Annotated in this window: 20 protein-coding genes; 6 read left to right on the forward strand and 14 right to left on the reverse strand. The window is 38.5% G+C overall.

The genetic code is table 11. From position 1 onward, the window contains the following. Nucleotides 1–15: 15 nt before the first annotated feature. From HQN86_RS26155 to HQN86_RS26185, 7 genes are read right to left on the reverse strand one after another with little or no spacing between them, the layout of a single operon-like run. On the reverse strand, nt 16–1,272 hold the full coding sequence (locus HQN86_RS26155; RefSeq protein ID WP_048904555.1) for a YeiH family protein: 1,257 nt from the start codon (nt 1,270–1,272) through the stop codon (nt 16–18). Nucleotides 1,273–1,311: 39 nt separating this feature from the next. Beyond that, nucleotides 1,312–2,745, reverse strand: coding sequence for a phytoene desaturase family protein (locus tag HQN86_RS26160; protein ID WP_172663776.1), 1,434 nt, complete (start codon nt 2,743–2,745; stop codon nt 1,312–1,314). A gap of 6 nt (nt 2,746–2,751) precedes the next feature. Beyond that, nucleotides 2,752–3,684 carry a TIGR01777 family oxidoreductase gene (locus tag HQN86_RS26165; RefSeq protein WP_172663777.1) on the reverse strand — a complete coding sequence of 311 codons (933 nt, stop codon included), beginning with the start codon at nt 3,682–3,684 and terminating at the stop codon, nt 2,752–2,754. A 12-nt stretch (nt 3,685–3,696) separates the two neighbouring features. After that, nucleotides 3,697–5,217 (reverse strand): DoxX family protein, encoded by a 1,521-nt coding sequence (locus HQN86_RS26170; protein ID WP_172663778.1) that lies wholly within the window; start codon nt 5,215–5,217, stop codon nt 3,697–3,699. Nucleotides 5,218–5,239: 22 nt separating this feature from the next. Next, on the reverse strand, nt 5,240–6,601 hold the full coding sequence (locus tag HQN86_RS26175; RefSeq protein WP_172663779.1) for a DoxX family protein: 1,362 nt from the start codon (nt 6,599–6,601) through the stop codon (nt 5,240–5,242). Between the two features lie 29 nt (nt 6,602–6,630). Then, nucleotides 6,631–7,956, reverse strand: a complete 1,326-nt coding sequence (locus HQN86_RS26180; protein ID WP_172663780.1) for a RagB/SusD family nutrient uptake outer membrane protein — start codon at nt 7,954–7,956, stop codon at nt 6,631–6,633. Between the two features lie 10 nt (nt 7,957–7,966). Then, nucleotides 7,967–11,122: a SusC/RagA family TonB-linked outer membrane protein gene (locus tag HQN86_RS26185; RefSeq protein ID WP_172663781.1), complete on the reverse strand. Its 3,156-nt coding sequence runs from the start codon at nt 11,120–11,122 to the stop codon at nt 7,967–7,969. 402 nt (nt 11,123–11,524) lie between these two features. Here HQN86_RS26185 and HQN86_RS26190 point away from each other — a divergent pair, with 402 nt between their 5' ends. Beyond that, nucleotides 11,525–12,502 (forward strand): glycoside hydrolase family 43 protein, encoded by a 978-nt coding sequence (locus tag HQN86_RS26190; protein WP_172663782.1) that lies wholly within the window; start codon nt 11,525–11,527, stop codon nt 12,500–12,502. Here HQN86_RS26190 and HQN86_RS26195 read toward each other — a convergent pair. After that, entirely contained in the window at nt 12,489–12,845 is a 357-nt protein-coding gene (locus HQN86_RS26195) for a winged helix-turn-helix transcriptional regulator (RefSeq protein ID WP_172663783.1), read from the reverse strand. The genes HQN86_RS26190 and HQN86_RS26195 overlap by 14 nt on opposite strands. A gap of 111 nt (nt 12,846–12,956) precedes the next feature. Between HQN86_RS26195 and HQN86_RS26200 the strand changes: the two genes are divergently transcribed. Then, complete coding sequence (locus tag HQN86_RS26200) at nt 12,957–13,697, forward strand: SDR family NAD(P)-dependent oxidoreductase (protein WP_172663784.1); 741 nt, start codon at nt 12,957–12,959, stop codon at nt 13,695–13,697. Between the two features lie 45 nt (nt 13,698–13,742). On the opposite strand, the gene map is transcribed toward HQN86_RS26200, so the two are convergent. Then, nucleotides 13,743–14,507: a type I methionyl aminopeptidase gene (gene map / locus HQN86_RS26205; RefSeq protein ID WP_172663785.1), complete on the reverse strand. Its 765-nt coding sequence runs from the start codon at nt 14,505–14,507 to the stop codon at nt 13,743–13,745. A gap of 189 nt (nt 14,508–14,696) precedes the next feature. Between map and HQN86_RS26210 the strand changes: the two genes are divergently transcribed. Together HQN86_RS26210 and HQN86_RS26215 are read left to right on the forward strand one after the other, a co-directional pair. After that, nucleotides 14,697–15,008, forward strand: coding sequence for a hypothetical protein (locus HQN86_RS26210; protein WP_048904544.1), 312 nt, complete (start codon nt 14,697–14,699; stop codon nt 15,006–15,008). Nucleotides 15,009–15,121: 113 nt separating this feature from the next. Further along, the gene (locus HQN86_RS26215; RefSeq protein ID WP_172663786.1) at nt 15,122–15,832 is read left to right on the forward strand and encodes a hypothetical protein; all 711 of its coding nucleotides are present in this window, start codon (nt 15,122–15,124) and stop codon (nt 15,830–15,832) included. Between the two features lie 116 nt (nt 15,833–15,948). On the opposite strand, the gene guaB is transcribed toward HQN86_RS26215, so the two are convergent. After that, nucleotides 15,949–17,418: an IMP dehydrogenase gene (guaB, locus tag HQN86_RS26220; protein WP_068887433.1), complete on the reverse strand. Its 1,470-nt coding sequence runs from the start codon at nt 17,416–17,418 to the stop codon at nt 15,949–15,951. Nucleotides 17,419–17,591: 173 nt separating this feature from the next. Between guaB and HQN86_RS26225 the strand changes: the two genes are divergently transcribed. Beyond that, on the forward strand, nt 17,592–18,404 hold the full coding sequence (locus HQN86_RS26225) for a hypothetical protein (protein WP_172663787.1): 813 nt from the start codon (nt 17,592–17,594) through the stop codon (nt 18,402–18,404). A 13-nt stretch (nt 18,405–18,417) separates the two neighbouring features. Continuing rightward, nucleotides 18,418–20,088: an IPT/TIG domain-containing protein gene (locus HQN86_RS26230; protein ID WP_172663788.1), complete on the forward strand. Its 1,671-nt coding sequence runs from the start codon at nt 18,418–18,420 to the stop codon at nt 20,086–20,088. A gap of 79 nt (nt 20,089–20,167) precedes the next feature. Here the strand turns inward: HQN86_RS26230 and HQN86_RS26235 are convergent, their stop codons facing one another. The 4 genes from HQN86_RS26235 to kduI form a co-directional block, all read right to left on the reverse strand. After that, nucleotides 20,168–21,784: a beta-N-acetylhexosaminidase gene (locus HQN86_RS26235; protein ID WP_172663789.1), complete on the reverse strand. Its 1,617-nt coding sequence runs from the start codon at nt 21,782–21,784 to the stop codon at nt 20,168–20,170. Between the two features lie 21 nt (nt 21,785–21,805). After that, entirely contained in the window at nt 21,806–22,576 is a 771-nt protein-coding gene (locus tag HQN86_RS26240) for an SDR family oxidoreductase (protein WP_216854523.1), read from the reverse strand. Nucleotides 22,577–22,655: 79 nt separating this feature from the next. Further along, nucleotides 22,656–23,795 carry a DUF4861 family protein gene (locus HQN86_RS26245; RefSeq protein ID WP_172663790.1) on the reverse strand — a complete coding sequence of 380 codons (1,140 nt, stop codon included), beginning with the start codon at nt 23,793–23,795 and terminating at the stop codon, nt 22,656–22,658. A 10-nt stretch (nt 23,796–23,805) separates the two neighbouring features. Beyond that, nucleotides 23,806–24,648: a 5-dehydro-4-deoxy-D-glucuronate isomerase gene (gene kduI / locus HQN86_RS26250; protein ID WP_172663791.1), complete on the reverse strand. Its 843-nt coding sequence runs from the start codon at nt 24,646–24,648 to the stop codon at nt 23,806–23,808. Nucleotides 24,649–24,664: the final 16 nt, after the last annotated feature.

The raw sequence follows: 24,664 nt of genomic DNA on the forward strand, positions 1-24,664 counted from the left end.
CAATATCTTTTTCTACTACCTAAAAAGTATAAATGCTATGATTAAAGTGATGATAATATTGAAGCCTTGTGCAATTAAAAAGGCATAGAAAGGTTTCTTACTGTTCTTACCAAACAGGTCCGCAAAATTGGTTTCTAATCCGATACTGGTAAAGGCAAGTACAAACCAAAGTCCCTGTAAGTTCTTTAAGCTACCTTTAACTTCGGCATTTACTTCTGGAGTAATGAAGAAAGAAAATAATAATGAGGCCGCAATAAAGCCGATTACAAATTTAGGGAAACGCTCCCAAATCACTTTAAGCGTTGGTTTACTTTCTTTATCTTTTCCGGCAGGATGTTGTGTGTATGTCCAGTATACTGAAATCGCAAATGCTGCAATACCTAACAATACATTTTGAGAAAATTTAACAATGGTACTGATTTTTAACGCTTCCTCTCCTACCAAAGAACCTGACGCGACTACTGCCCCAGTTGTATCTATACTACCGCCTAACCATGCGCCTGTAACTGCTTGCGGAAAATGAAAGTAGGCCGCAATATAAGGCATAAAGATCATCATAGGTATTGCCGTAATAAGTACCATGGATATCACATAGGATAGTTTTTTTGAATCGCCTTTAATGGCCCCTGATGTAGCTATTGCTGCTGATACACCACAAATAGAAACTGCACTGGAAATCATCATGGTTAACTCATCATCTATCTTCATTTTTTTACACAGCCAAAATGCAAAGTACCATACAGAAAGCACTACAACCAAGGCTTGGATTAGGCCCAGAGAGCCCGCCTTTAATACATCAGAAAAGATTACACTTGTACCTAACAACACCAACCCTATTTTAACAAACAGCTCGGTAGATAAAGCTGATTTAAACCATTCTGGTAACTTAAAAAAGTTACTGATTGCCAAACCAATAGCCAGACTAAAAATTACTGCTTCCAAATTCAATGCTTTAACCTGGCTATTGCCTGCAAGCACAAGCGCTATCATGGTTAAAACGTAAACAGATGGAAAGGTTAGCACTGCGCTTTTAACAGATTTCCCTGTTAAAAAAGAACCCAATGCAGCTATGATGATTACCAGTATAAATTGCAATCCAATATACCCAAGGTTGGATGCTGTAAGTACTGATGAGGTGAGATCAGCTATGCTGGACCAGTTAAATACTGGAACGGGCAATAGCAGTCCTGAAAGCGTTAAAATGATTGTTAATGCTCCAAGGATAACTACTACCCAATCTTCATGAATGTTTAGTTTTTTAGTTTCTGACATTTGAATTTAGTTTGATTTGTGTATTGTGTTTGTTTTGTTTTAAATTGTGATAGAGAAAACGTCTTTTAAGGCGCGTTTTGCGGCGTGATAACCACACATTCCATGTACTCCCCCTCCCGGAGGAGTTGATGAGGAACACAGATATAGACCCTTTGCAGAAGTTCGATAAGGTGAACTGCGTAAAGCTGGTCTTGTAAAAATCTGTCCAAGGTCAATTACACCACCGTTAATATCTCCTCCTATATAATTTGGATTGTAAGCCTCCACCTGTGCGGTATTCATGGTGTGCTTTGCCAATATCCTATCTCTGAAACCGGGAGCAAAGCGCTCTATTTGTTTTTCAATAGTTTCAGTCATATCTGTTACCGATCCATTTGGCACATGACAATAAGCCCATGCCGTATGCTTTCCTTCCGGAGCCCTCGATGTATCATATAAACTTTGCTGTGCAAGTAATACAAAAGGTTTGTCGGCATGTTTACCCTGCCAGCTAAGCTTTTCAGATAAGGTAATTTCTTCCAGCGTATTGCCAATATGTACCGTTCCAGCGCGACGTGCTTCTTTTGCAGTAAAGGGAATGGCTTCATCCAATGCCCAATCAACTTTAAAAACGCCCATTCCGTAGCGATATCTTTCCAATTGCCATTTATAAATGGAAGAAAACTTATGACCAGCTATTTGCAACAATTGCTTTGGTGTTACATCAAATAATACCGTTCGGGAAGAAGGCAATTCATCTAAAGATTTTATATAACGTCCCGTTTCAATTTTACCTCCTAACGCAATAAAATAAGATGACAATGCATTTGCAATTTCTTTTGATCCACCCACGGGAATAGGCCATCCTTTTAGATGTGCTGCAGCCATTAATACTAACCCTATTGCCGATGTTGTTAAGTTAGACAGCGGTTGAATAGAGTGTGCTGCCATTCCGGCCCATAATCCTCTTGCGGCTTTAGTTTTAAATCTTTTAGCTAAGAAAGTTGCCGATGTAAGTGCATTTAATCCAAATTTAGCCATAGCAATGGGGTGTTTAGGAAAATGCAAAGGACCAAGAACATCGACTGCTATATCTGGCCAGTCTTTAACAAGCGGCTTTAATAATTTAAGATAGGCTTGTTCATCGTCGCCAAGCAATCTTGCAGTTTCTTCTATAGAACTTCCCAGGACAGCCGCCGTACCGTCATCAAATGGATGAGCAGCAGCAAGATCTGGAAATGTATAAAACAATCCATAATCCTGAAGCGGAAGTGTATTAAAAAATGGCGAGCCAATTGCAAGCGGATGAATAGCAGAACAAACATCATGCACAAAGCCAGGTAAGGTAAATTCGGCAGACCTTAATCCGCCACCAATCTCATTCTTTCCCTCAATAATCAGTACCGACAGGCCTTCCTGTTGTAATGCTATGGCAGCTGCTAAACCGTTTGGCCCTGAACCCACCACTACTGCATCAAAATCTGGTTTTCCCACTATAATCTATTTCTTACTTAATGATAATTTATTTTCGTTTAACAACCTTGTTACTGCATCGTGAAGGTAGGGATATTTGAATTTAAATCCATTCTTTTCCAAAACTGACGATACCACTCTTCTTCCTGAAAGGACAAGTTCTGCCTCTGTACCAATAAAAACAGCACCTATTTTAATAAATATAGCAGGGTTTGGTAACCCAAAGGGAATGTTAACAGACTGTCTGATCGTTTTCATAAATTCTTTATTAGTTACCGGAAAAGGGCTGGCTGCATGAACAATTCCTTTAAAATCAGCATCTAAGATCGTATATCTAATCAGATCCGTAAAATCCTGCTCATGTATCCAGGTCATGTATTGGTTACCTGTGCCTATTTTGCCGCCTAGTCCAAACTTAGCCATATTCAGGAATGGTTTTAAAATGCCACCATTTTGTTGCAAAACCATTCCTATTCTTAAAAACACTTTTCGCGTTTTCGGAGTATCATATCTATCGAAAGCTTTCTCCCAGGCCTTACAAACTTCCGGAGAAAAACCACTTCCTGTAGGTGAATCTTCAACTTTCACTTCATCACCAGAATTCCCAAAAATAGCTGCAGATCCCGCATTAACCCATACTTCAGGCGGTTTGTTCAATTCTCCTATTGCCTTTCCAATAATTAGTGTTGCATCCACTCTCGAGTCAATGATTTCCTGTTTATTAGCATCTGTGTAACGGCAGTTTACAGATCTCCCTACCAGATTAATTATAGCCTTGCTGCCTTCCAGTTCCTTAGTCCAATTGCCTATGTTTTTGGCATCCCAAAGTATATATCTGATATTCTGTTCATTCTTCCTTATCGTTCTGGTCAGCAACACAATTTCATAATCAGGAAAAGCTTTTATTATTGCAGATCCTAAAAAACCCGTTCCTCCGGCTATAACTATTTTATTACTCATTGAATTTAAGGTTTAATATTCCTTTACTGAACTATATCGGCCTTCAACCAAAGGATACTTTTTATCAGATCTGTCTAAGACTACATAAATAGAATCTCTAAATTCATTAATTCCGTTAAGAATAATTCTATTTGCCGTGGGCCTGCTGTAGTGCAACACTTGCGTTTCTTCTTTGTGATTCTTGTTTTTGTTCTGCAAATAAAGGATATGGTTTACTGTATCTGCTTTATAGAAAAAGTACCTGCGTTCACCGGCCATACCACCAACCTCCCATCTGGTTACCCCCAGGTCACGGTTTTTCTTTAGCTTGTCTAACTGATCAGAATCTTGAGTATTTACCTGATTAAGTCTATTATTCTTTTTATCATTCTTTACACGGAGCGGAGAATAACCAATCATGCGGTCGGCAATGGCCCCACGATTGGTTTTATAGCTTAATGACGACCAACCTTCAAATGTTGCATCTTGCCAGCGTATGGAGTCTTGAGGGGTATAAGGAACTACCTTGTTATTTAACCTGTATTCTGTTACGTTATAATAGCCTTTTGCTCCCGCTAATCCGGGAGTACTCGGGATGTTATAATTGTTTCCGTTAAAAAAACCATATGCCCACAAACCAGCCGCAACCGGAACAAACAAGAAATTAAAAGTCCATTTTACACCTGCGGCGAGATTGCGCTGCCATTTTTCGGAGATAACCGGCTGATAACGGTAAGGTAAGATGTCTTTTTCATTTACCAGCAGATTCCAGATTTTAGGTAAATCGTACCACACTATAAATATACCAATAATGGCAAAATAAGCCGCAGGAACTGCTACACCAGCATCATAAGCATGGTTGGCAATACAGATGTTAAATGTTACCACAGCCGCTAGTGCCGCTCCCAAAGGAGAAGTTTTTCTATTTAACAACAACAGTCCGGGAAGGATTTCGGCGAATCCAAGAAATACAGTATACCAGAAAGAAACACCAACATGCGACCAGTATAACTTCTTCTCCGCCATATCGATAAATGGCGTATTTAGCATCCCAACTGTAGGAAAAACCATTTGCATCGGAAAAGCTTTCTTTAATCCCCATCCAATCATCCCATATGCCAGGCGATAACGAGCAAGTACCCTGATCCAATAATAAAGCTTACTATATTCTGTGGATTTCTTATCAAAAGCTGTCCAGATCAATCCTCCAACAATAGATCCTGCAAATAGCAGAATCAAATTAATATAATTTAATAACCCAAACACCCCTTCTTCTGATTCTATGGTTACAATCTGTGGGGGCCAGAACGCTACTATGGCTTGAAAATCATGATAAGTGATCTCCGAAAACTTTAAAGCGAAAAGCTCTTCATAAAACTTTGGATAAGTGGGAATACACAAAAAAAGCATATACAAAAAGCCTATCCGAAATGCTATTTTCTGATAGTTCTTCCATTTGCCGGTTTTAGGCGATTCTTTAACTACTTCCTGCTCTTGTTTGTCTGCTGCTGCTGCTTCTGCAGGAGCATCCAGGTTTATCTCTAATGTGGACATTTTAATTTCTTTTAAGTGACAACTAGATTTTTACAGGTTTACGGCGACCCTCGAACATCATATACTTCTTATTTATTTTGGCAAGAACCACATGTATCGAATCTCTGTTTTCGTTAATACCCGACAGTACTATTGTGGAATCATTTGGCCGCTCATACTTGAGCTGAAGCTTTTCATTCCGTTGATTTTTGTTCTTATTCTGTAATGAAAGCGTATGGTTTACAGTATCGGCATCATAGTAGAAATAGTGGCGACCGGCATATCCTGCCAGTTCATAGTTTCTATCAATATCTTTTTCATGAACTTCTTCGCCGCTCGACAAGTCTATTTTAACGGGGCGATTCACTTTAATCGTTAGTGTCGACCATTTTTCGAAAACCACATCCTGCCATCTGTTCGGATCAGTTTTGGAGTATGGTATAGTATCTTTATTTAATACAAACTCCTTTACATTATAATACCCAAATGCTTTACTTAAACCTGGTGTATGAGGTATTTTATAAGGATCATTTGTGTAATTATCATAAGCCTTATATGCAAAGAGTACAACAAAGGCCAGAAATGCTATTTTTAATCCTTTCCGCGCATTTCTTAAACGACTATCCGTAAATTTTGGAATAAATTTATTGGCATAAGCCGGTGTTTCTTTAATGAGCAGATCATATAATCTGGGGATATCGTATACAAATAAGAAAGTTGCTAAGAGCACAATAAAAGTACTTAGCGCCTGCTCACCTATATCATAAAATCCATTTGCTACCGCTACATTCCCTAAAAAACCGAATATTAGTCCTACACCAAACGTGACTGTCTTCCTGTTAAAAAGCAAGAAGGCAGCAAGTATTTCAACAAAACCTAAAAAAGATTCGTACTTAGGTGCTATGCCTACCGTTTGGAAATATATTTTCCAGGCAAAATAATCTCCATAATTAGTCAGCAGATTACTTAACGAAGGATATGGCATCTGCAACGGAAAAAATTTAATAAAGCCATAAGTAACCAGTACAAACGCAAGGCGATATCTCACCAATACCCTTAACCAGTAATATAACTTGGTATATTCCTTTCTTTGGGCATCTGCTTTACCCCAAATGACAGCACCTACGGCTGCAATAACGATAAATACTACCCAGTTTGCAAAACCTCCAATACCCCATTCAGCAATTTGATTGTCAGAAAAAAACTGAGGTTGGTACTTAGTTAACTTAAACAGATCGTGAAAATGGAGGTGAAGCCAATTGATAGAGAATAGCTCTTTGTAGAACTTCCAGTCTATAGGAATAATCTGTATCACGAGAAAGATAAAGAAGAACCGGAACAAATTCTTTTCCCAGGGTTTCCACTCCCGTGATTCATTGTTTGTGTTGGTTGTTATTTTGCTCATAACAAATATATTTTAATGATGTTAAAACTTTAATTTCTGCCGTAACCCGGGTTCTGAACAAGTGATGGATCGGCAATGATCTCTCCTGCCGGTATTGGAAAAATGTATTTATTAGGATCGTTCAGGTTCAGGACTGCAGGGGCTCTACCTGTTCTGACCAAATCAAACCACCTGAAAGGTTCCAGGGCAAACTCTACACGCCTCTCATTTTCTATAGCTAACAATACTTCATCCTTATTCAGACTTGCGCTTATTTCAGGCACGCTCGACCTAACCCTTACCGCATTTATATCTGCAATTGCACCGCTTAAATCAGGTACTGTTTTAAGTACACGTGCTTCGGCCCTGTTAAGAAATAATTCTGCCGTTCTGATAATGTATCCAGCAGAAGTGTTAGTGGGATAAATACCACCAATAAATTGTCCTGCAGCATTTTTCACAGAAAGGATTTTACGATCACCACCAACAGCAGGATCATTCAAAAGATTGTGAATTACTGCTTTTGGTTCAAGTGCCCTGTTACTGGTATTCCATTGAGCGTAACCCGCATTAACATCATTTACACTGTAAGAAAGTTCTAATACAGACTCTGATGTTCCCGCAGCAAGATTAAAAGGTTTAATCAATTTATACCCGGGATTTGCCAAAACAGTATTGATATCGGCTTCGGCCTCAGTATATTTTTTCTGATATAGATAAAGTCTGGCTCTCAATGCAACTGCTGTAGACCTGGTTATCCTGTTCCTCACAATAGTAGTAGGCAGCAAGGGTTCTGCCTTGTTTAAATCTTCGAGTACCTGAGCAAACACTTCCGCCTGTGTACTTTGCTTAACGCCTAGTTTATCAGCCACCACATTAGTTGGTGTTAAAAATATCTGCACATTGCCAAACACCCGGGCAAGATCAAAATAAGATAAGGCCCTAATGGCATAAGCCTCACCTAACAGCTGATTTTTAAGATCATTACCAAGCTTATTATCTGTTACCAGGGGCACCTTTTCAATAATATGATTGGTGCGGTTAATGGTGTTGTAGAAGTTCCCCCAATAGGTAGATAAGAATGCAATATCTGACCGCAGATCATAATTGATTACATTCAAATCCGTTTGGGCATTGTTTAGTGATTTAATGTCTCCACCCGATTGAAGTATTGTATTCTGGAAAGCGCTTCCATAATTAAGACTTGCCAATCCGCGGTAAGCGCCTCTTACTGCAGCTTCTGCTGATGATCTATCGTAGATCGTAGTTTCATCGGGTATGGTATCGTATGGTGAAACTTCTAAATATTTTTTGCAGGAGAACAGTGATGAACTGATCAGCAATAAAAATAGGAGTGTTTTATTTTTAGTATTCATGATTCTAGTATTAAAATGAAATGTTGGCTCCAAACTGAATTCCTCTTGGTTGTGGTGGTGTGGCTGTATCCAAACCGTCGAGATTCTGGCCTGCACTACCCGAACTTTCCGGATCAGCACCTGAATATTTTGTTTTAAGCCAAAGGTTAGTTCCCAAAACATACAGCCTTACTTTGCCCAACCTTACTTTAGAAGTTACTGATGCAGGCAAAGTATAACCTAAAGAGGCCGCTTTAAGTCTGATAAAAGATCCATCCTCCAGATATCTGCTGTTCTGTTCGATGTTGTAATTATTACCCACACTGGTAACTCGAGGAGTATTGGTTATATCTCCTTCTTTTTGCCACCTGTTCAGTTGGCTCTTTAAAATCGATCTGGAGGCATCTCTTGTGCCCCCACCTTCCAAAATGTATTTGTTAAAATTGAATACTTTATTGCCATATTGGTAAGTAAACAATACGTTAAAATCAAATCCTTTATAGCTGATATTATTAGAAAAACCTCCAAAGAAATCAGGAATGAGATTACCCATCAGCTGACGATCTGCCGTGGTCACAGTAGTTCCTGTGGTTCCATCGGCATGCTGAAATATAGCATCTCCGGTTGTAGGGTCAACATATAGCTGTTTGTATAACCAGAAACTTCCCAGTGCAGCCCCTTCCTGTGTTCTTCTATACTCTCTGGCTTCAAAGGTGATGGGGCTAACCAGTTTCTCCGCGCGGTTTACATTTCTTGAAATGTTAAAATTTGCTGACCATTCAAAGTCCTTAGATTTAATAATTGTTCCGGTTATTGCCAGCTCAATTCCCTTATTACTTACTTCACCGGCATTAGCTAATGTGCTTGAATACCCTGTTGACTGTGGCACAGGCAAATAAAGCAAAGCATCTGTGGTGTATTTGTAGTAAGCATCAAAATTCAGAAACAACCTATCCTTAAATAAACCCAAATCAATTCCTGCGTTGTAGGTAGTGGTTTTTTCCCATTTCAAGTCAGGATTTTTTAATTGAGCAGGTGCTACGCCAGGTTTAGGTCCGCTTGTCAGGTTATCAGGATACGCCGCCGAGCCAGACCATAAACCCAATGCGGCATAGTCATTAATACCATTTTGATTCCCGGCAGAACCGGCACTTAGCCTAAGCTTGAATTCAGATATGGTTTCTGAATTTTGTAGAAAGGCTTCCTGTTTGATCCTCCATGAAGCGCCTATACCTGGAAAGAATCCCCAGCGATTATTGGCACCAAATTTAGATGAACCATCAGCTCTGATTACGCCTTCAAGAAAATATTTGTTATCGAGACTGTAGTTCAGCCTACCAAAAAATGAAGCAAGTGTAGACTTCGATCTTCTCTGATCTGCTGTTCTTACAGAAGCAGCAGAGATTTGCTGAAAGAAATTATTTGGGAAACCCTGCCCTACTTCCTGAGCTACCTTAACATCGGTACTCTGAATACTATTTCCAATTAAAACAGTAATATTTTGTCTCGAATTAAGTGCCTTTACATAGGATAATGTTTGTTCATTCTGAATAATTGTGCTGGTAGTAAACACCTCTTTTCTATAACCCAATGGATTGGGGCTGCCACCAATAATTGTTTGATCGTTAAAGAACTCACGTTCATTATAGTTATCGTAATCTAAACCAATTGAAGATTTAAACTTAAGACCGGGTAAAATATTAACTTCTATAAACTGATTACCTATATACCGAATGCTTGTGGTTGAGATATTGGTAATATCAGTATTTACAAGATTATCAATATTTTCATAAATAGAACCTCTGGCTGGCGTTCCATCTGCGTTGTATAAAGGTAAATAAGTCGGGTGATGCAATGCGGCAAGTAAATGTCCGGCCTGCTGACCGGCGCCACCTCTAACTTGCTGTCTGAATGTTCTGTAAACACCATTACTTGAACTAAGGGTAACTTTATCATTCAGCTTGCTATCAAGATTTAGCTTAAAACTTCCACGCTGAAAATCAGCTGGCTTTAATATCCCTTCCTGATCGGTATAACCGGCACCTATATTATAACGGATCTTCTCACTTCCACCTTGAATACTGAGGTCATAATTCTTAACCTGCGCAGTCCTGAAAACCCTGCTTAATCGATCATAAGTTTGCTGATCTTCTGGGTTACCTCTTCCTGGAACACCATTAATAACATCTGTTACTGGTCTGAATGGACGATTCTCGTAGGTTTGATTTAGGCTAGGCTTGTCTTTACCTGAATTTACCCACTGTTCATTAACCAACATGGCGTGCTCCGGACCGGTAGTGAGTTCCCATAATCGATCAGGATCTGCCTTTTGCCAGCCATGTGATATCTCTAAATTATATTTTGTTTTACCTAAAAGGTACTCTCCTCTTTTAGTGGTTACTAAAATAACTCCATTGGCTCCACGAGAACCATAAATTGCAATAGCACTTGCATCTTTCAGTACTTCAATGCTTTCAATATCCGCGGGATTGATATCCGCCAGGGGCGATGTTTTTTTCCCACCCAAATCAAGAGTCGACAAAGAGTTGTTATTCACAAATACACCATCAATAACATATAATGGCTCGTTACTCGCGTTAATAGAAGCGGTACCTCGCACCTGTACTTTTACACCTTCTCCCGGAGAACCTGAGTAAGTTCCCACCTGGACACCTGCCGCCCTACCTTGTAACTGGGCATCAAAACTGGCTACAGGAATCTGCTTCGTTTCGGCAGCATTTACCTTAACAATAGCGCCTACAACACTTTTACGCGTTTGGGCACCATACCCAACAACTACAACGTCATTTAGCTGACTTGCACTCTCTTTTAATTCTACCAGGATTGGGCTTCCATTGGCCACAACCTGTTTTTTTTCGTAGCCTACATAAGTAATTTCTAAAGTATAAGGGAATTTCTGACCGGTAACAAAATCGAACTTTCCATTTTTGTCTGTCTGGACAACATGTGTAGTACCGGTAATGTGGATACTTACCCCAGGGATTCCAAGCTTTGTTACAGCGTCAATAATTTGACCTTTAAGAGTAGAATTAATAAGAGGTTGAGTTTGGGAGAAGGAAATGAGCGGTAAAAAGATCATTACCACGATACTGCTCTTCAATAGCAGTGTCTTTTTTAACAAGGAATAAGCACTATATAAATGCTTACCCTTTTTAAAATTTTGCATAACTTTAAAAAGTTTTAATTAATTAAATTCTATTGGTTGAAACGAGTTGGCATTTCAGTAAGTGATTGGCGTTGCGTACTGAATGCTTTGATAAAGGCAGGATTCTAATCCTGTCTTTATTATTTCTTTATAGCTTGAAATGCTATTGCATGGAACAGCAACAACAGTGAGAAGAAAATCTCAATCGATTTAGACTGCAGAGCGCAATTTCTTTTTTTAAGTGTAAAATTCTTTTCATTGTTTGGTTTTGTTTCTTATCAATTCAACGCAAATGTAATTGCATTTTTGTTAAAAACAAATAAAATCTATGGATTTAATAGAGTATTAGTGAAAAAAGATATAAAACAATACCTTAGGCTTTAATTAAGTTTAAACACATTATACGATCCAAACACATTAAAAATGAAGAAGTATCAACTTTTGCTCTGCCTTTCGTTCATAGCACTTTCCCTATCCGCACAAAAAAAATCAAAAGAGACTTCTGGAAATCCAATATTTCCAGGTTGGTATGCCGATCCTGAGGGAGCTATATTCGGCAAAGAATATTGGGTTTACCCAACCTTTTCTGCCAAATATGAAGAACAGACATTTATGGACGCCTATAGTTCCAAAGATCTTGTTACCTGGAAAAAACATCCGCACATTCTTGATACAAGCAATGTTAAATGGGCTAAAAAAGCTGTATGGGCACCGTCAATTACTAAAAAAGGAAATAAATATTATCTCTTTTTTGGTGCTAATGACATTCAAAATGATAATGAAATTGGTGGTATAGGTGTTGCCGTTTCAGATAAACCGAACGGCCCATTTAAAGATCTTATAGGAAAACCACTGATCGATAAATTTCATAATGGTGCACAACCAATTGATCAATATGTTTTTAAAGATAAAGACGGACAATACTATCTATTTTATGGTGGCTGGTCTCATTGCAACGTTGTAAAATTAAGTGATGATTTTAAAAGCATTGTGCCGTTCCCTGATGGAACAACTTATAAAGAGGTAACGCCTAAGGGATATGTTGAGGGAGCTTTTATGTTTATCAAAGATGGAAAGTATTATTTCATGTGGTCTGAAGGTGGATGGACCGGTCCGGATTATTCAGTAGCTTACGCCATATCAGATTCACCTTTGGGTCCATTTAAACGTATAGATAAGATCTTAAAGCAAGATCCATCTATCGCTACCGGCGCAGGTCATCATTCTGTAATCAAGAATCCAAAAACTGGTGATTATTACATTATATACCACCGTCGTCCATTAGGAGAAACCAATGGTAATCATAGGGTTACCTGCATAGATAAAATGGAATTCGATGAAAACGGACTGATCAAACCTATCAAAATCACTTTCGAAGGTGTAAGTTCTAATCCCCTGTAGGGCGGTTAGCATCCCCCCAGTCGGACAATAACCGGAGAACCGGCTCAAGCCGCAATCCTAACTCTGTAAGCTTATATTCTACCCTGGGCGGAACCTCAGGGAAGATCATTCTACTTACCAAACCATCATTTTCCAGTTCTCTAAGCTGTAAAATCAATATCCTCTCGGAAATATTAGGCATTGATTTACGAAGTTTACTATACCTTAAACTTCCACAATTTAACAGACGCCACAATATAGTGGGCTTCCAACGACCGCCAATTAAGTCTAAAGTATAGGCCATACCACAACTAGCATTTATCTGCACCTCGTTTTCAAGGTTTGTAGAGCTCTCTTTTCTCATTACTTACATTTATGTTAGTACTATACAATTTTATCAGTACATACAATTGTAAAAGTACAAATATACCTTTGCAATAAGTATTTAAACTAATATTTATTACAGAAAACAGATATGGAACATTTGAAAAACAAAGTAGCAGTAGTAACAGGTGGAAGTCGTGGTATAGGAGCTGCAATTGTAAAAAGACTTGCAAAAGAAGGTACAACTGTCGCTTTCACATATGTAAATGGGAAAGAAAAAGCAGACGCATTAGTTAATGAGCTAACAGAAATAGGTTCAAAAGTTTTGGCAGTTAAAGCAGATAACGCTATTGAAGGAGAAATAACAGCCGCAATACAAGAGGCAATTACAACTTTTGGGAAATTAGATATTTTAGTTAACAGCGCAGGTGTTTACATTGGGAAACCATTTGAAGAACATACCCTCGCTGATTATGACATCACTATGGCAGTAAACGTAAAAGCTGTAGTGGAGGCCTGTCTAATTGCTGCGAAAAAGATGGAAAACTCGGGTAGGATCATAACCATAGGAAGTAATATGGCTGATAAAGTACCTGCTGCCCAGGGCACATTATATGCAATGAGCAAATCTGCCCTAAGTGGACTTACAAAAGGCCTGTCGCGTGATTTGGGCCCGAGAGAAATTACTGTTAATCTGATACAACCGGGTCCTATAAATACAGATATGAACCCTGAGACCTCAGAACATGCAGACTTTCAGCGAAGCTTAATGGCAATAAAAAAATATGGCAAACCAGAGCATATAGCAGATGTGGTAGCTTATTTAGCAAACCCCGACAGTGGCTACACCACAGGCTCAATAATTACAATTGATGCTGGAACTACCAGCTAATGGCTAACATACAGCGCAACCATTTTAGTTTGCGCTGTATCCTTGTTATTCCCAAATATTATTTACGGCAGTAAGGATAACCGGCTTACCATCTGTAACCATTATAGTATGTTCATGTTGCGCGACATAGCCACCTTTATTACCAACCAATGTCCATCCATCCTTTTCCTGGTCAGCATAAGTTGAAGCGGTGGCAATAAATGTTTCAATAGCTACAATAGAATTCTTTCTGAAGCGTGTAGTATTAAATCTATCATAACAGTTCAAGATCTCATGCGGTTCTTCGTGTAAACTTCTACCTACTCCATGTCCGGCAAGGTTTTTTATCACCTTATATCCAGATTTACGGGCCTCTGTTTCAATCAATCTACCGATATCTGCAATCTTTACTCCTCCTTTTATCTGATCTATGGCTTTACGCAATATTTGTTTTGATGCATCTACAAGCGGCTGAAGCTCATTTATATCTTCCCCTAAAATAAAAGAACCACCATTGTCAGCCCAAAAGCCATTTAACTCGGCAGATACATCAATATTAATGATATCGCCTTCTTTAAAAACTTTATTTTCTGTAGGAATACCATGAGCAATCTCATTATTCACGCTTATGCACGTCCATCCAGGGAAGTCATAAGTCAGCTTAGGTGCCGATTTTGCGCCTAAGGCGCTTAAAATTGCTCCTCCAAAATCATCCAATTCTTTAGCTGTCATACCTGGAGCAGCATGTTCCCTCATTTGTTTAAGGGTTTCTGCTACCGCATTACTGATCTGTTGCATTCCTGAAAGTTCTTCGTCTGATGTAATTGACATGGTCTTTTTTTATACAAAGATAGAAATATTCAACAATCTGTAGAGGAACTCCACAGCTTTCCGAAACCGCCAATAAAATAAACCACTGAAAATCAGACTGGTGCCAAAAAACATATACTTAGGCACTATTATGTAGCATAGTCTAAACATAATTAACAAGAATATTAATTGAAATTTAAAATAAGTATTATGAAAAAGATCATTTTATCAGCAGCATTTTTAGCAGTAGCAGGATTAACAACAGTAAAAGCAAGCGACATTAAAAACTCAGTAGAAGTTGCTGTAAGACAAGATAGTACTACAAAAACTCCAGTTGAATTAAAAGACCTACCTGAGCCGGTTCAAAAAACTTTACAAGCTGAACCAGCAAAAGAATGGACTCCAACTGCAGCATTCCTTGTTGTTAACGCAGACAAATCGGAGTATTACTTGATCAATGTTAAAAAAGGAGAAGAAACAGGATCTCTTAAGATCGACAAAGACGGTAAAGTGGTTCAATAAATCACGATACATATATAGCTAATACACACAAAAGCCGGAGGATTCCGGCTTTTGTGCTTTTTATTAAACCGATATTTAGAATAAATCATCATATTTAATCGTTGTATATAAATATGAGAATAGGACTAATTACGCTTTTATTATTTTGCGGCTATGCTACTACGTATGCTCAATCTTTCAAGTATCCGGTGCTTAACCCTCAAGGAAAAACCATAAAATCACTTATACCAGCTCAATGGAAGGTTATAGATTCTGTGTACGGAGATTTGAATAATGATAAAGTTGAAGATCTGGCCTTGATTTATGAGTTTTACGCTGCTGTTAAAGAAAACAGGGCGTATGGAGATAATACAACAGAACTTATCACCGAAATCCAAAGACCCAGGATGCTGGCAGTCTATTTTAAATCGGGCAGAAATTACAAATTAGTTACCCAAAACAACAATTTTATTTTAAGATCAGAAGAAGGTGGCTCAATGGGTGATCCCCTCCGTCCTTTGGTTATCGCAGATAATGTACTCAACCTCGCTTTTGAAGGAGGCGCAAATTGGAGATGGAAACTTAATTACAGCTTTAAATATCAGGATAAAGATTGGCAGCTTACCAAGGCAAGCAATTACTCTTATCATAGCGGATCTGGTGATATGAATAGTAAAAAGTATGATTTTGTAAACAAGAAACGCATTATTACTATTGGTAAAATCAATAATAAGGATTCAGGAAACGAGATTATTGAACAGAATTTAACATTTAAAACGCTGCGTAATTTTTCGAGCTTTAAAAAACCCTGGACCTGGGAATTGGGCCCAGATGAGTTTCTATAACTCCTACCACATATCATACTCAACTTAGACTCTGGTAAAGTAGTCTGTTTTAACGCAAAAAAGGGCCTGAATCATCACTGATTCAGGCCCTTTTTTGAATTATTTAATCCAAATTATTAACGTGAATAATTTGGAGCTTCTTTAGTGATTGAAATATCATGAGGATGACTCTCTCTCATTCCGGCAGCTGTAATGCGTACAAATTTAGCTTTCTGTAAATCTTCAATAGTTGCAGCACCACAATAGTGCATACCTGCTCTTAAGCCTCCTACATATTGATAAATCACCTCGGCCAATGTTCCTTTATAAGGTACGCGACCAACAATACCTTCCGGCACCAATTTGGTAACTACATCTTCCTCATCCTGGAAGTAACGGTCTTTTGATCCTTGTTGCATTGCTTCAACAGAGCCCATACCACGGTAAGATTTAAACTTACGTCCTTCGTAAATGATGGTTTCACCTGGCGACTCCTCTACTCCGGCGAATAAAGATCCTGCCATAATAGAGCTAGCTCCGGCTGCTATAGCTTTAACAATATCTCCTGTTTGTTTGATACCACCATCAGCAATTACAGGAATTCCTGTGCCAATTAATGCCTGAGCACATTCAAAAACTGCATATAACTGTGGTACACCAACACCAGCAATGATTCTGGTAGTACAGATAGAACCTGGACCAATACCCACTTTTACTGCATCAGCTCCGGCAGCTGCCAAAGCTCTTGCAGCTTCCGCTGTAGCAATATTACCTGCAATAACCTGTAAGTCGGGGAACTTAGCTTTAATGGCCTTAACCATATCGATAACACCTTTAGAGTGACCGTGAGCAGTATCAACTGTAACTACATCAACTCCTGCTTGTACCAGTGCAGCAACACGATCAATGTTATCAGCAGCTACACCTACTGCAGCACCTACACGTAATCTGCCGCGTTCGTCTTTACAAGCTTTAGGATAGTTTTTATATTTTTGAATGTCCTTAAAAGTGATTAATCCTGCTAGTTTACCTTCTTTATCAATTACAGGAAGTTTTTCAATTTTATAATCCTGTAAAATTTCCTCTGCCTGTAAAAGAGTTGTACCCTCTGCAGCAGTGATCAGGTTTTCGCTAGTCATCACTTCAGAAACTTTACGTTGCATATCTTTTTGGAAGCGCAAATCTCTATTGGTAATTATACCAACCAATTTACCATCTGAATCTATAACAGGAATTCCACCTATTTTAAATTCTTTCATGATCTGGAAGGCATCCGCAACTTTAGCATCTTTACTTAAGGTAACTGGATCCTGGATCATTCCGCTTTCTGAGCGTTTTACTTTTCTTACCTCCTCTGCCTGACGCTCGATGCTCATGTTTTTGTGAAGCATACCGATACCACCAGCCTGGGCAATGGCAATAGCCAATCCAGATTCAGTTACAGTATCCATTGCAGCAGAAACTACAGGAACATTAATACGTATTTTTTTTGTAAGGAAACTCCCTGTATCCACGTCACGTGGCAGAACTTCAGAGTAAGCTGGTACTAATAATACGTCATCGTATGTTAGTCCTTCGGCGATAAATTTATTGGGATCGAGTTGCATAGCAAATAATTTATGAGTTACTATTTGCCGGGCAAAAATACGATTAATATTGATACTACGCAACAGTTTTGCAAATATTGGGCTTAGGCCCTAAAAGTTTACAATTAAATTAAATAGCGCCAGAAAATAATATTGAGCAAATTGTTTTATACTTTTGCGTAAAAATTAACGACATGAAGAAAACGCTCTTTTCAATTGCGCTTGCAATTGCTACAACGGCATGCTATGCCCAAACGCCAAAAGTTAAAACTGACACAGTTATAACTGATCTATCTTACACAACTGTTGATAAAACTACCCAATCTCTAAAGCCAACTACAGGTGCAATAGTTACAGAACTTAATTTCAATCCCTTTAAAGGAAACTTAAGCTTAAACAACTCTCTTAATCAGATTAAGGTAAGATATTTTATTAGCCCCGACATTGCTTTAAGACTAGGTTTTCACGCAAGTCAAAAGGATTCAACCGCAAACGTAAATAATCCCTACGGGCCACAGGGTATTTTTGTTAAAAATGAAAGAAAAAGCACTTTAATTGGACTTAATTTCGGTGTTGAAAAACATTTCAAAGGCACCAGGCGCTTATCCCCCTACATCGCTGCAGATATTTCGGTAAGCAGTAAATCTGCAAATCAGGAAATTAAGGACAATGGCGTTTCTACATCCATTAAAAATGGCTGGCTCGAGACAATCTATTTACCAAACAATCAGAGCTATTACACTCAACTTCAAGAAAATGCATACACTCGATATGGCATCAATCTAATTACAGGCTTTGATTTTTATATTGCCAAAGATTTCTTTTTTGGTTATGAGTTCAATTTTAACTTATCAAAAACTGAATATAAAAATATTCGAACCACAGTTACGGGACAAAATACTGGCACAGGGCAACCGACTACCAACTTCAACGATACAGGAAAGAAATCTGCATCAACATTTGGCCCTACACTAATAAATGGCGTCCGTATTGGCTATTCATTTTAATACGGAACTCGATATGAAAAAGAATATATTACTAATAGCGATTACTTTAATTTCTTTACTTCAGTTTCAAAGCTGCAAAAAAGACAATCTTACCGGTCCGGAAATTCAAACGTTATCAGCGACTGCACTGGCGCCAAACGCTGCAACCTTTATTGGCAACATTGTTAGTAAAGGTAATTTTAATCCTTCTGACTACGGTTTTATATACAGTACAACATCAGATGTTAGTGATGTAAAAGGAACAAAAGTTTCTTTAGGTAAAGATGTACCTCAAGGAGAATTTACAAAGGAAGTCCGTAACCTTAGCCTAAATAGTCCATATTATCAATCAACCCTTTTTGTCAGGGCTTATATAACAGATGAAAAAGGAACTGCATTAGGGAAAACTATACAAATAAACCTACCTACTCAACAGGCTGGGAATGTTAGTCCAAATTCCGGAAAAGTGGGAGATCAGGTTAAGATTACCGGAAAATTCTATATAGAATCCGATAGCGCAATTGAAGTTACCTTTAATAACATAAAGGCCAAAGTACTATCTACTTCCGATACAGAAATTGTAGCTGAGATACCTCAAGGGATTCAAGCAAGACATGGTAATCAGCTTAGTATAGAAGTAAGCATTAGCGGACAGAAGGTTTCAGTTTCAAATGGTTTTACTATATACGCCAATGTTAAAGATTTTTCTCCAAAATCAGGACCAATAGGTACACTGGTTACTTTTACGGGTGACAATCTTCCTGACTACTATAATTACCCAAGTACTTTTAGTATATTTTTTGGAAACATACAGGTAAATACCTTATATGGAAGCATCCCTCAAATATCCGTGCCTTCTACTGTTGAGGTGAAATCAGAAGTTTCAGTAAGATTAGCCGATAAAAAATTTGTTTTACCAGGCGAGTTTACAGTTACTCCTCCAGTAATAACTGGCCTGAATCCAGCGGTCACTTTACCCGGAACTTCAGTTGCAATTTCCGGTAATAATTTCCCAGGCAATTTCGAACATAATCAAGGGATGCCTACTGCTACTATTGGAAGCACGGATGCGCAAGTTTTTCCTGATTATCAAGGTGGTTTTACTATGATCGTTCCTGAAAGCTTGTCAGCAGGTGATTATACAATTACCTTTAAATCAGGTCCAAATACGGTAACCGCACCTAAGAAGCTTAAAGTCCTTTCTTATGCATTTACTAATTTTTCGCCTGCATCAGGTGCTCCTGGTATGGAAATAGATATTACAGGAAATTTTATTAAAGATCAGAGTTATTATGTTTACTTTGGAACTATACCTTCTTCTGGCGCCGCTACTTCCGCAACAAATTTAAAAATAGCCGTTCCAGGAGGAATTAATGCGGGGAATGTAAAACTTTATCTGGAATTTGCCGGAAAAAAATATACAATAGCTAAAGAATTTAAAATGCTTGGACCCGCTATTACTTCTTTTACACCAACATCTGCCGTTGCTGGATCCATTGTAACGATTAAAGGTGAGGGCTTTGCGCAGAATTATTATAGCACTGTTGTTAAATTCGGCACTATTGAAGCACCGATTACAAGCATCACCGAAAACACAATCACTGTAGCCGTACCTTCCAATTTAAATCCTGGCACAATGAAAATAACTGTGATTTCGAATGGACAAACGGTGATAAGTTCTACTAATTTTACCGCTACAAACTAAAGTGATAAACACATTATATTAAACTAAAAGAGCTTATCTAATAAATTGAGATAAGCTCTTTTAGTTTAGAAGCAAACCTTTACAATCCAGTATCAAAACGCTTAACCCCTGTCCCTATTCTAACAGGTTCAGGATTCTTTGCAGGATTAAATGGATCATAATAATAAATTGATGCTTGCTGAAACAGCGGCATATGCTTTTTTAAACGCTGCATAAATGCTTGGAAATCCTTTGCGTTTTTACTCCATGCGGCTTCTGCAAGTGCAGTTATTCGCGGAAACAACAGGTAATCTAATCGTTGATCGCTTTGAATCGTCTCTGTCCATAGATCAGCTTGTATGCCCAAGATCTGTTTTTTACTTACTGAACCATCTAAGTAATTATCCTGAGAAAAAGAATAAACGCTTTCTAATGCATTGTATAATTTATTGCTCCATTTGCGGCCGTAATTATGGGTGCTATCCTGAACAAAATCAAAATAAAATGGCAATCTCGGACACAACACGGTTTCATAACCCTTTTTAAGAGATAGATTTAGCATATCAGGTTTATCATGTCTCCACCAGAAGATAATTGTCTTGTCTTTAGGGAGATCAACTTCCGCCATCTCATCCCACACAAGTAATTTCGCATTCATACTGTATACCGAATCTGCCATACGTTTCATGAAGTATTTTTCTACTTCTTTAACATTTGCCAGTCCTTTACTTTGCATTAGCGTTTTAATATCCGCATTTGTAGACCATTGCTGATTGCCATAGCTTACCTCATCGCCCCCAAGGTGAATCATTCCTGAAGGAAATAATGCATTGGTTTCGCGCAGGATATTTGAAAGATATTGATAAGTACCTTCTTTACCAGGGTTGAATGTGAATTCAGGATGTCCTTCAGACCCACCTCCACTAAATTCTGGATATGCGCGGTTCGCTGCAGAAGCATGTCCCGGCATATCTATCTCTGGAATAACAGTAATAAATCTCTGGGCTGCATAAGCGACTACTTCCTTCACCTGTTCTTGCGTATAATACTGTGAGGGTAAAGTTCCATTCAAAAAATCACCAATGCCACCAATTAGAGCCAGCCCCGGATATTTTTTAATTTCAATACGCCATGCAGGCTCATCGGTAAGGTGCCAGTGGAAACGATTCAATTTATAGAAAGCCATCCAATCCAGAATAGATTTAACTTTTGCTACACCAAAGAAATGTCTTGATTCATCAAGCATCAAACCTCGCCATTTGTATAAAGGACTATCCTGTATCTTCCATCCTTCTAACGAAAGTGAACCTTTTAAATTTTTCGACTGTCTGGCAATCTGCAGCAACGACACAACCCCATAGAAAGCCCCTTCAGCATCACTAGCTGTTATTGCAACTCCTTTTGAATTGATTTCCAAAGTGTATATGTCTGAGCTCTTTTTTGATGTAAGTACTAATTTTACCCCAGGTTCTTTTGATGTATTGGCAACACTTAAGGGTAGACCCTGCTCTTTCAGTAATTCTTGTTGAAGATAATGAGCCACCGATTTTAAAAGTTCAGATTCTGCAAGTATAGGAGTATGCCCAGTGAGCACAAAAGAGCCATCGGTTTTAGCAAACTTTACTGGCTGAGGGATAATCGGACATACTTCCTGAGCATTTGTGATTTGATAACCAATCAGCAAACTACAAACCAGTATTAATCTTTTTAAATTCATTTACTCAATTATTTTATACCATTATCTGCCCATCCATCCCCCATCTACTGTCATCACGGTGCCGTGCATATAAGATGAGGCCTCTGTAGCCAGAAAAACTATTGGACCTTTAAAATCTTCTGGTTCACCCCATCGCCCTGCAGGAATACGCTCCATAATAGAGCGACTACGGTTCTCATCAGCTCTCAGTGCAGTTGTATTATCGGTTGAAATATATCCGGGTGCTATTGCATTTACATTTACCCCTTTAGCTGCCCATTCATTAGCAAAAGCTTTTGTTAACTGGCCAATTGCCCCTTTACTGGCTGCATAACCAGGCACGGTAATGCCACCTTGAAACGTTAGCAGAGAAGCTGTAAAAATTACCTTTCCTTGTCCACGCAAAACCATTTCTTTTCCAATTTCCCTGGTAAGGATAAAAGGAGCTGATTGATTTACGGCGACCACTTCATCCCAATACTCATCAGGATGTTCGGATATAGGTTTTCTTAAAATTGTTCCTGCATTATTTACAAGAATATCTATTATCGGGTGATCTCTTTTTACCTGATCAATAAATAGTTTAAGTGAATTGCGATTGCTAAAATCGCATTGATATGCGTAGAATTTCCTGCCAAGCGAGGTTATAGATTTTTCTACATCACTTCCTGATAGCTCTAAATTGGCGGATACGCCAATAATGTCGGCTCCTGCCTCTGCAAGGGCCTCTGCCATAGCCTTACCTATACCTCTTTTGCACCCTGTAACTAAAGCCGTTTTTCCTTTTAAATTAAATAAATCAAGTATCGCCATTTTTTCTTTGTTAAGAGAGTACCTCGTCATCTCGGCGCCAGGAGAGATGACGATTAGTGCTTTTTTAAAACATCATTTATTATTGAACATTAACCTTCAACGGTTGATTTAATTTCTGATTAAAAGTGTCCAGATGTTTAAACCATTCATTTGCAGTAGTAATTTCATTTCCCTTGCTCCATGCAGAGCCATTATAGTAAACAACCGGCTCTTTGCCTTTAACCAAAGTATGGGTTAGCAAATGAACCTTATCGGTATTCATTTTTACCTTTCCACCTGGAATAATCGTTGCTACCCCGGTAATTCCATCTGCACCATGCTCTGGCTCCCAGTAACCCATTATGCCTTGTTTTTCATCCATTAGGATAACCCCTGGCTCAGCTCTTTTAACTATCCCTATTACCGCAGGAAGATCCGCTCCGTCTGAATAAGTGTAATCAGCTTGTATACGGTTAAAGTGAGAGCCTGCATCCAGAGATATTGTTTTTACTACTTTTACCAGTTTACCTGCCACATTCCACTCATCATAACCTAACTGAAATGAGGTACGCAAAGGCCCATTATCCAATACCTTCCAGTTATGATAATTTTTAGAATAGTAAACTGAATCATTAACATAAGGAGCAATATCACCTGCCCCTAAAGTTAATCCTACACTATAATAATCCATTCCATCACCATGATCTGTATGGTAATCACCAGTTTTGTACCAATCATTAATTACCAGCTTACTTGATCTTTTAACCCAAATGTCTATTCCAAAGGCATTGTCCTTTCTAGTTTCTAATGCTTTACCGTACATGCGGTTAGCAACTTTATCGTTCTCCCACGCAAAGTCATCATAGCGTTCAGGGACATAGCGACCATATGTCTTTTTAGTTATAGCAGCAGGTTTGCCTGCAACTATTAGGAGTTTAGCAGTCCCTTTTGCTTTAACGTTAATTTGTACCAGTAAATTCTGTATAGCTACTTCTCCTTTGTGTTCCAACTGAAAAGGAATTTCTTTTTTGGTAGCTGCATCTAATACTTTGAAATTCGCAGTATCAATACCGGGATATTTTGTGATAATGGTAGCCCAGTTAATAGACAATACCTCACCTACCCGCGCTATATCAGATGAATTACTCACTATAATGGTTGTTTTCACCACATTGGTTTGTGCCTGTACAAAGAATGATGCTCCGGGCAGTAACAATAATAAAGCAAATACTTTTCTCATAATCTCTTTATTATTTAAGCTCATTAATTGCACAATGATCCATATCTCCATAGTCAAGATTTTCACCTGCCATACCCCAGATAAACGTATAATTACTTGTACCCGCTCCTGAGTGTATAGACCAGTTAGGCGAAATCACGGCCTGCTCATTTTGCATCCAGATGTGTCTGGTTTCCTGTGGTTCGCCCATAAAATGGCAAACACTTTGTCCTTGCGGTACTTCAAAGTAAAAATAAACCTCCATCCTACGGTCATGAGTATGTGCAGGCATAGTGTTCCAAACGCTTCCACTCTTTAACTCAGTCATACCCATTTGTAATTGACAAGTAGGCAAAACACTATTCACCAATAGTTTATTTATAACGCGGTGATTTGCTGTTTCAGGACTTCCGAGCTCAACAATTTCTGCCTCAGCTTTTGAAACCTTTTTACTTGGATATTTATGATGGGCCGGTGCAGAATTAATATAAAATTTTGCAGGCTTCTTTTTATCGGCAGATGCAAATGTTACATTTCTAGTCTCCTTACCAATATAAAGCGCTTCTTTAAAATCCAGATCATAATTAACTCCGTCGGCCACAACAGTACCTTTACCACCTACGTTAATAATCCCTAGCTCTCTTCTTTCTAAAAAGTATTCAGCTTTTAAACTATCAGGATTTGAAAGTTGTATAGTTTCATTTACGGGCATTATTCCTCCGGCTATATAGCGATCGTAATGAGACAAAGTAAAATGTATATGGTCGGCCTCGAATATCTCGGGGATTAAAAAATTTTTACGCAGATCCGCGGTGACCATTTGCTTTGTTTCATTTGGACTAAGAGCGTATCGGCTTTCAAAATGTGTTTGCATGTTTTATCTTTTTTAT

This window comes from Pedobacter panaciterrae, from assembly GCF_013204795.1.
GTDB classification, from domain to species: Bacteria; Bacteroidota; Bacteroidia; order Sphingobacteriales; family Sphingobacteriaceae; genus Pedobacter; species Pedobacter panaciterrae.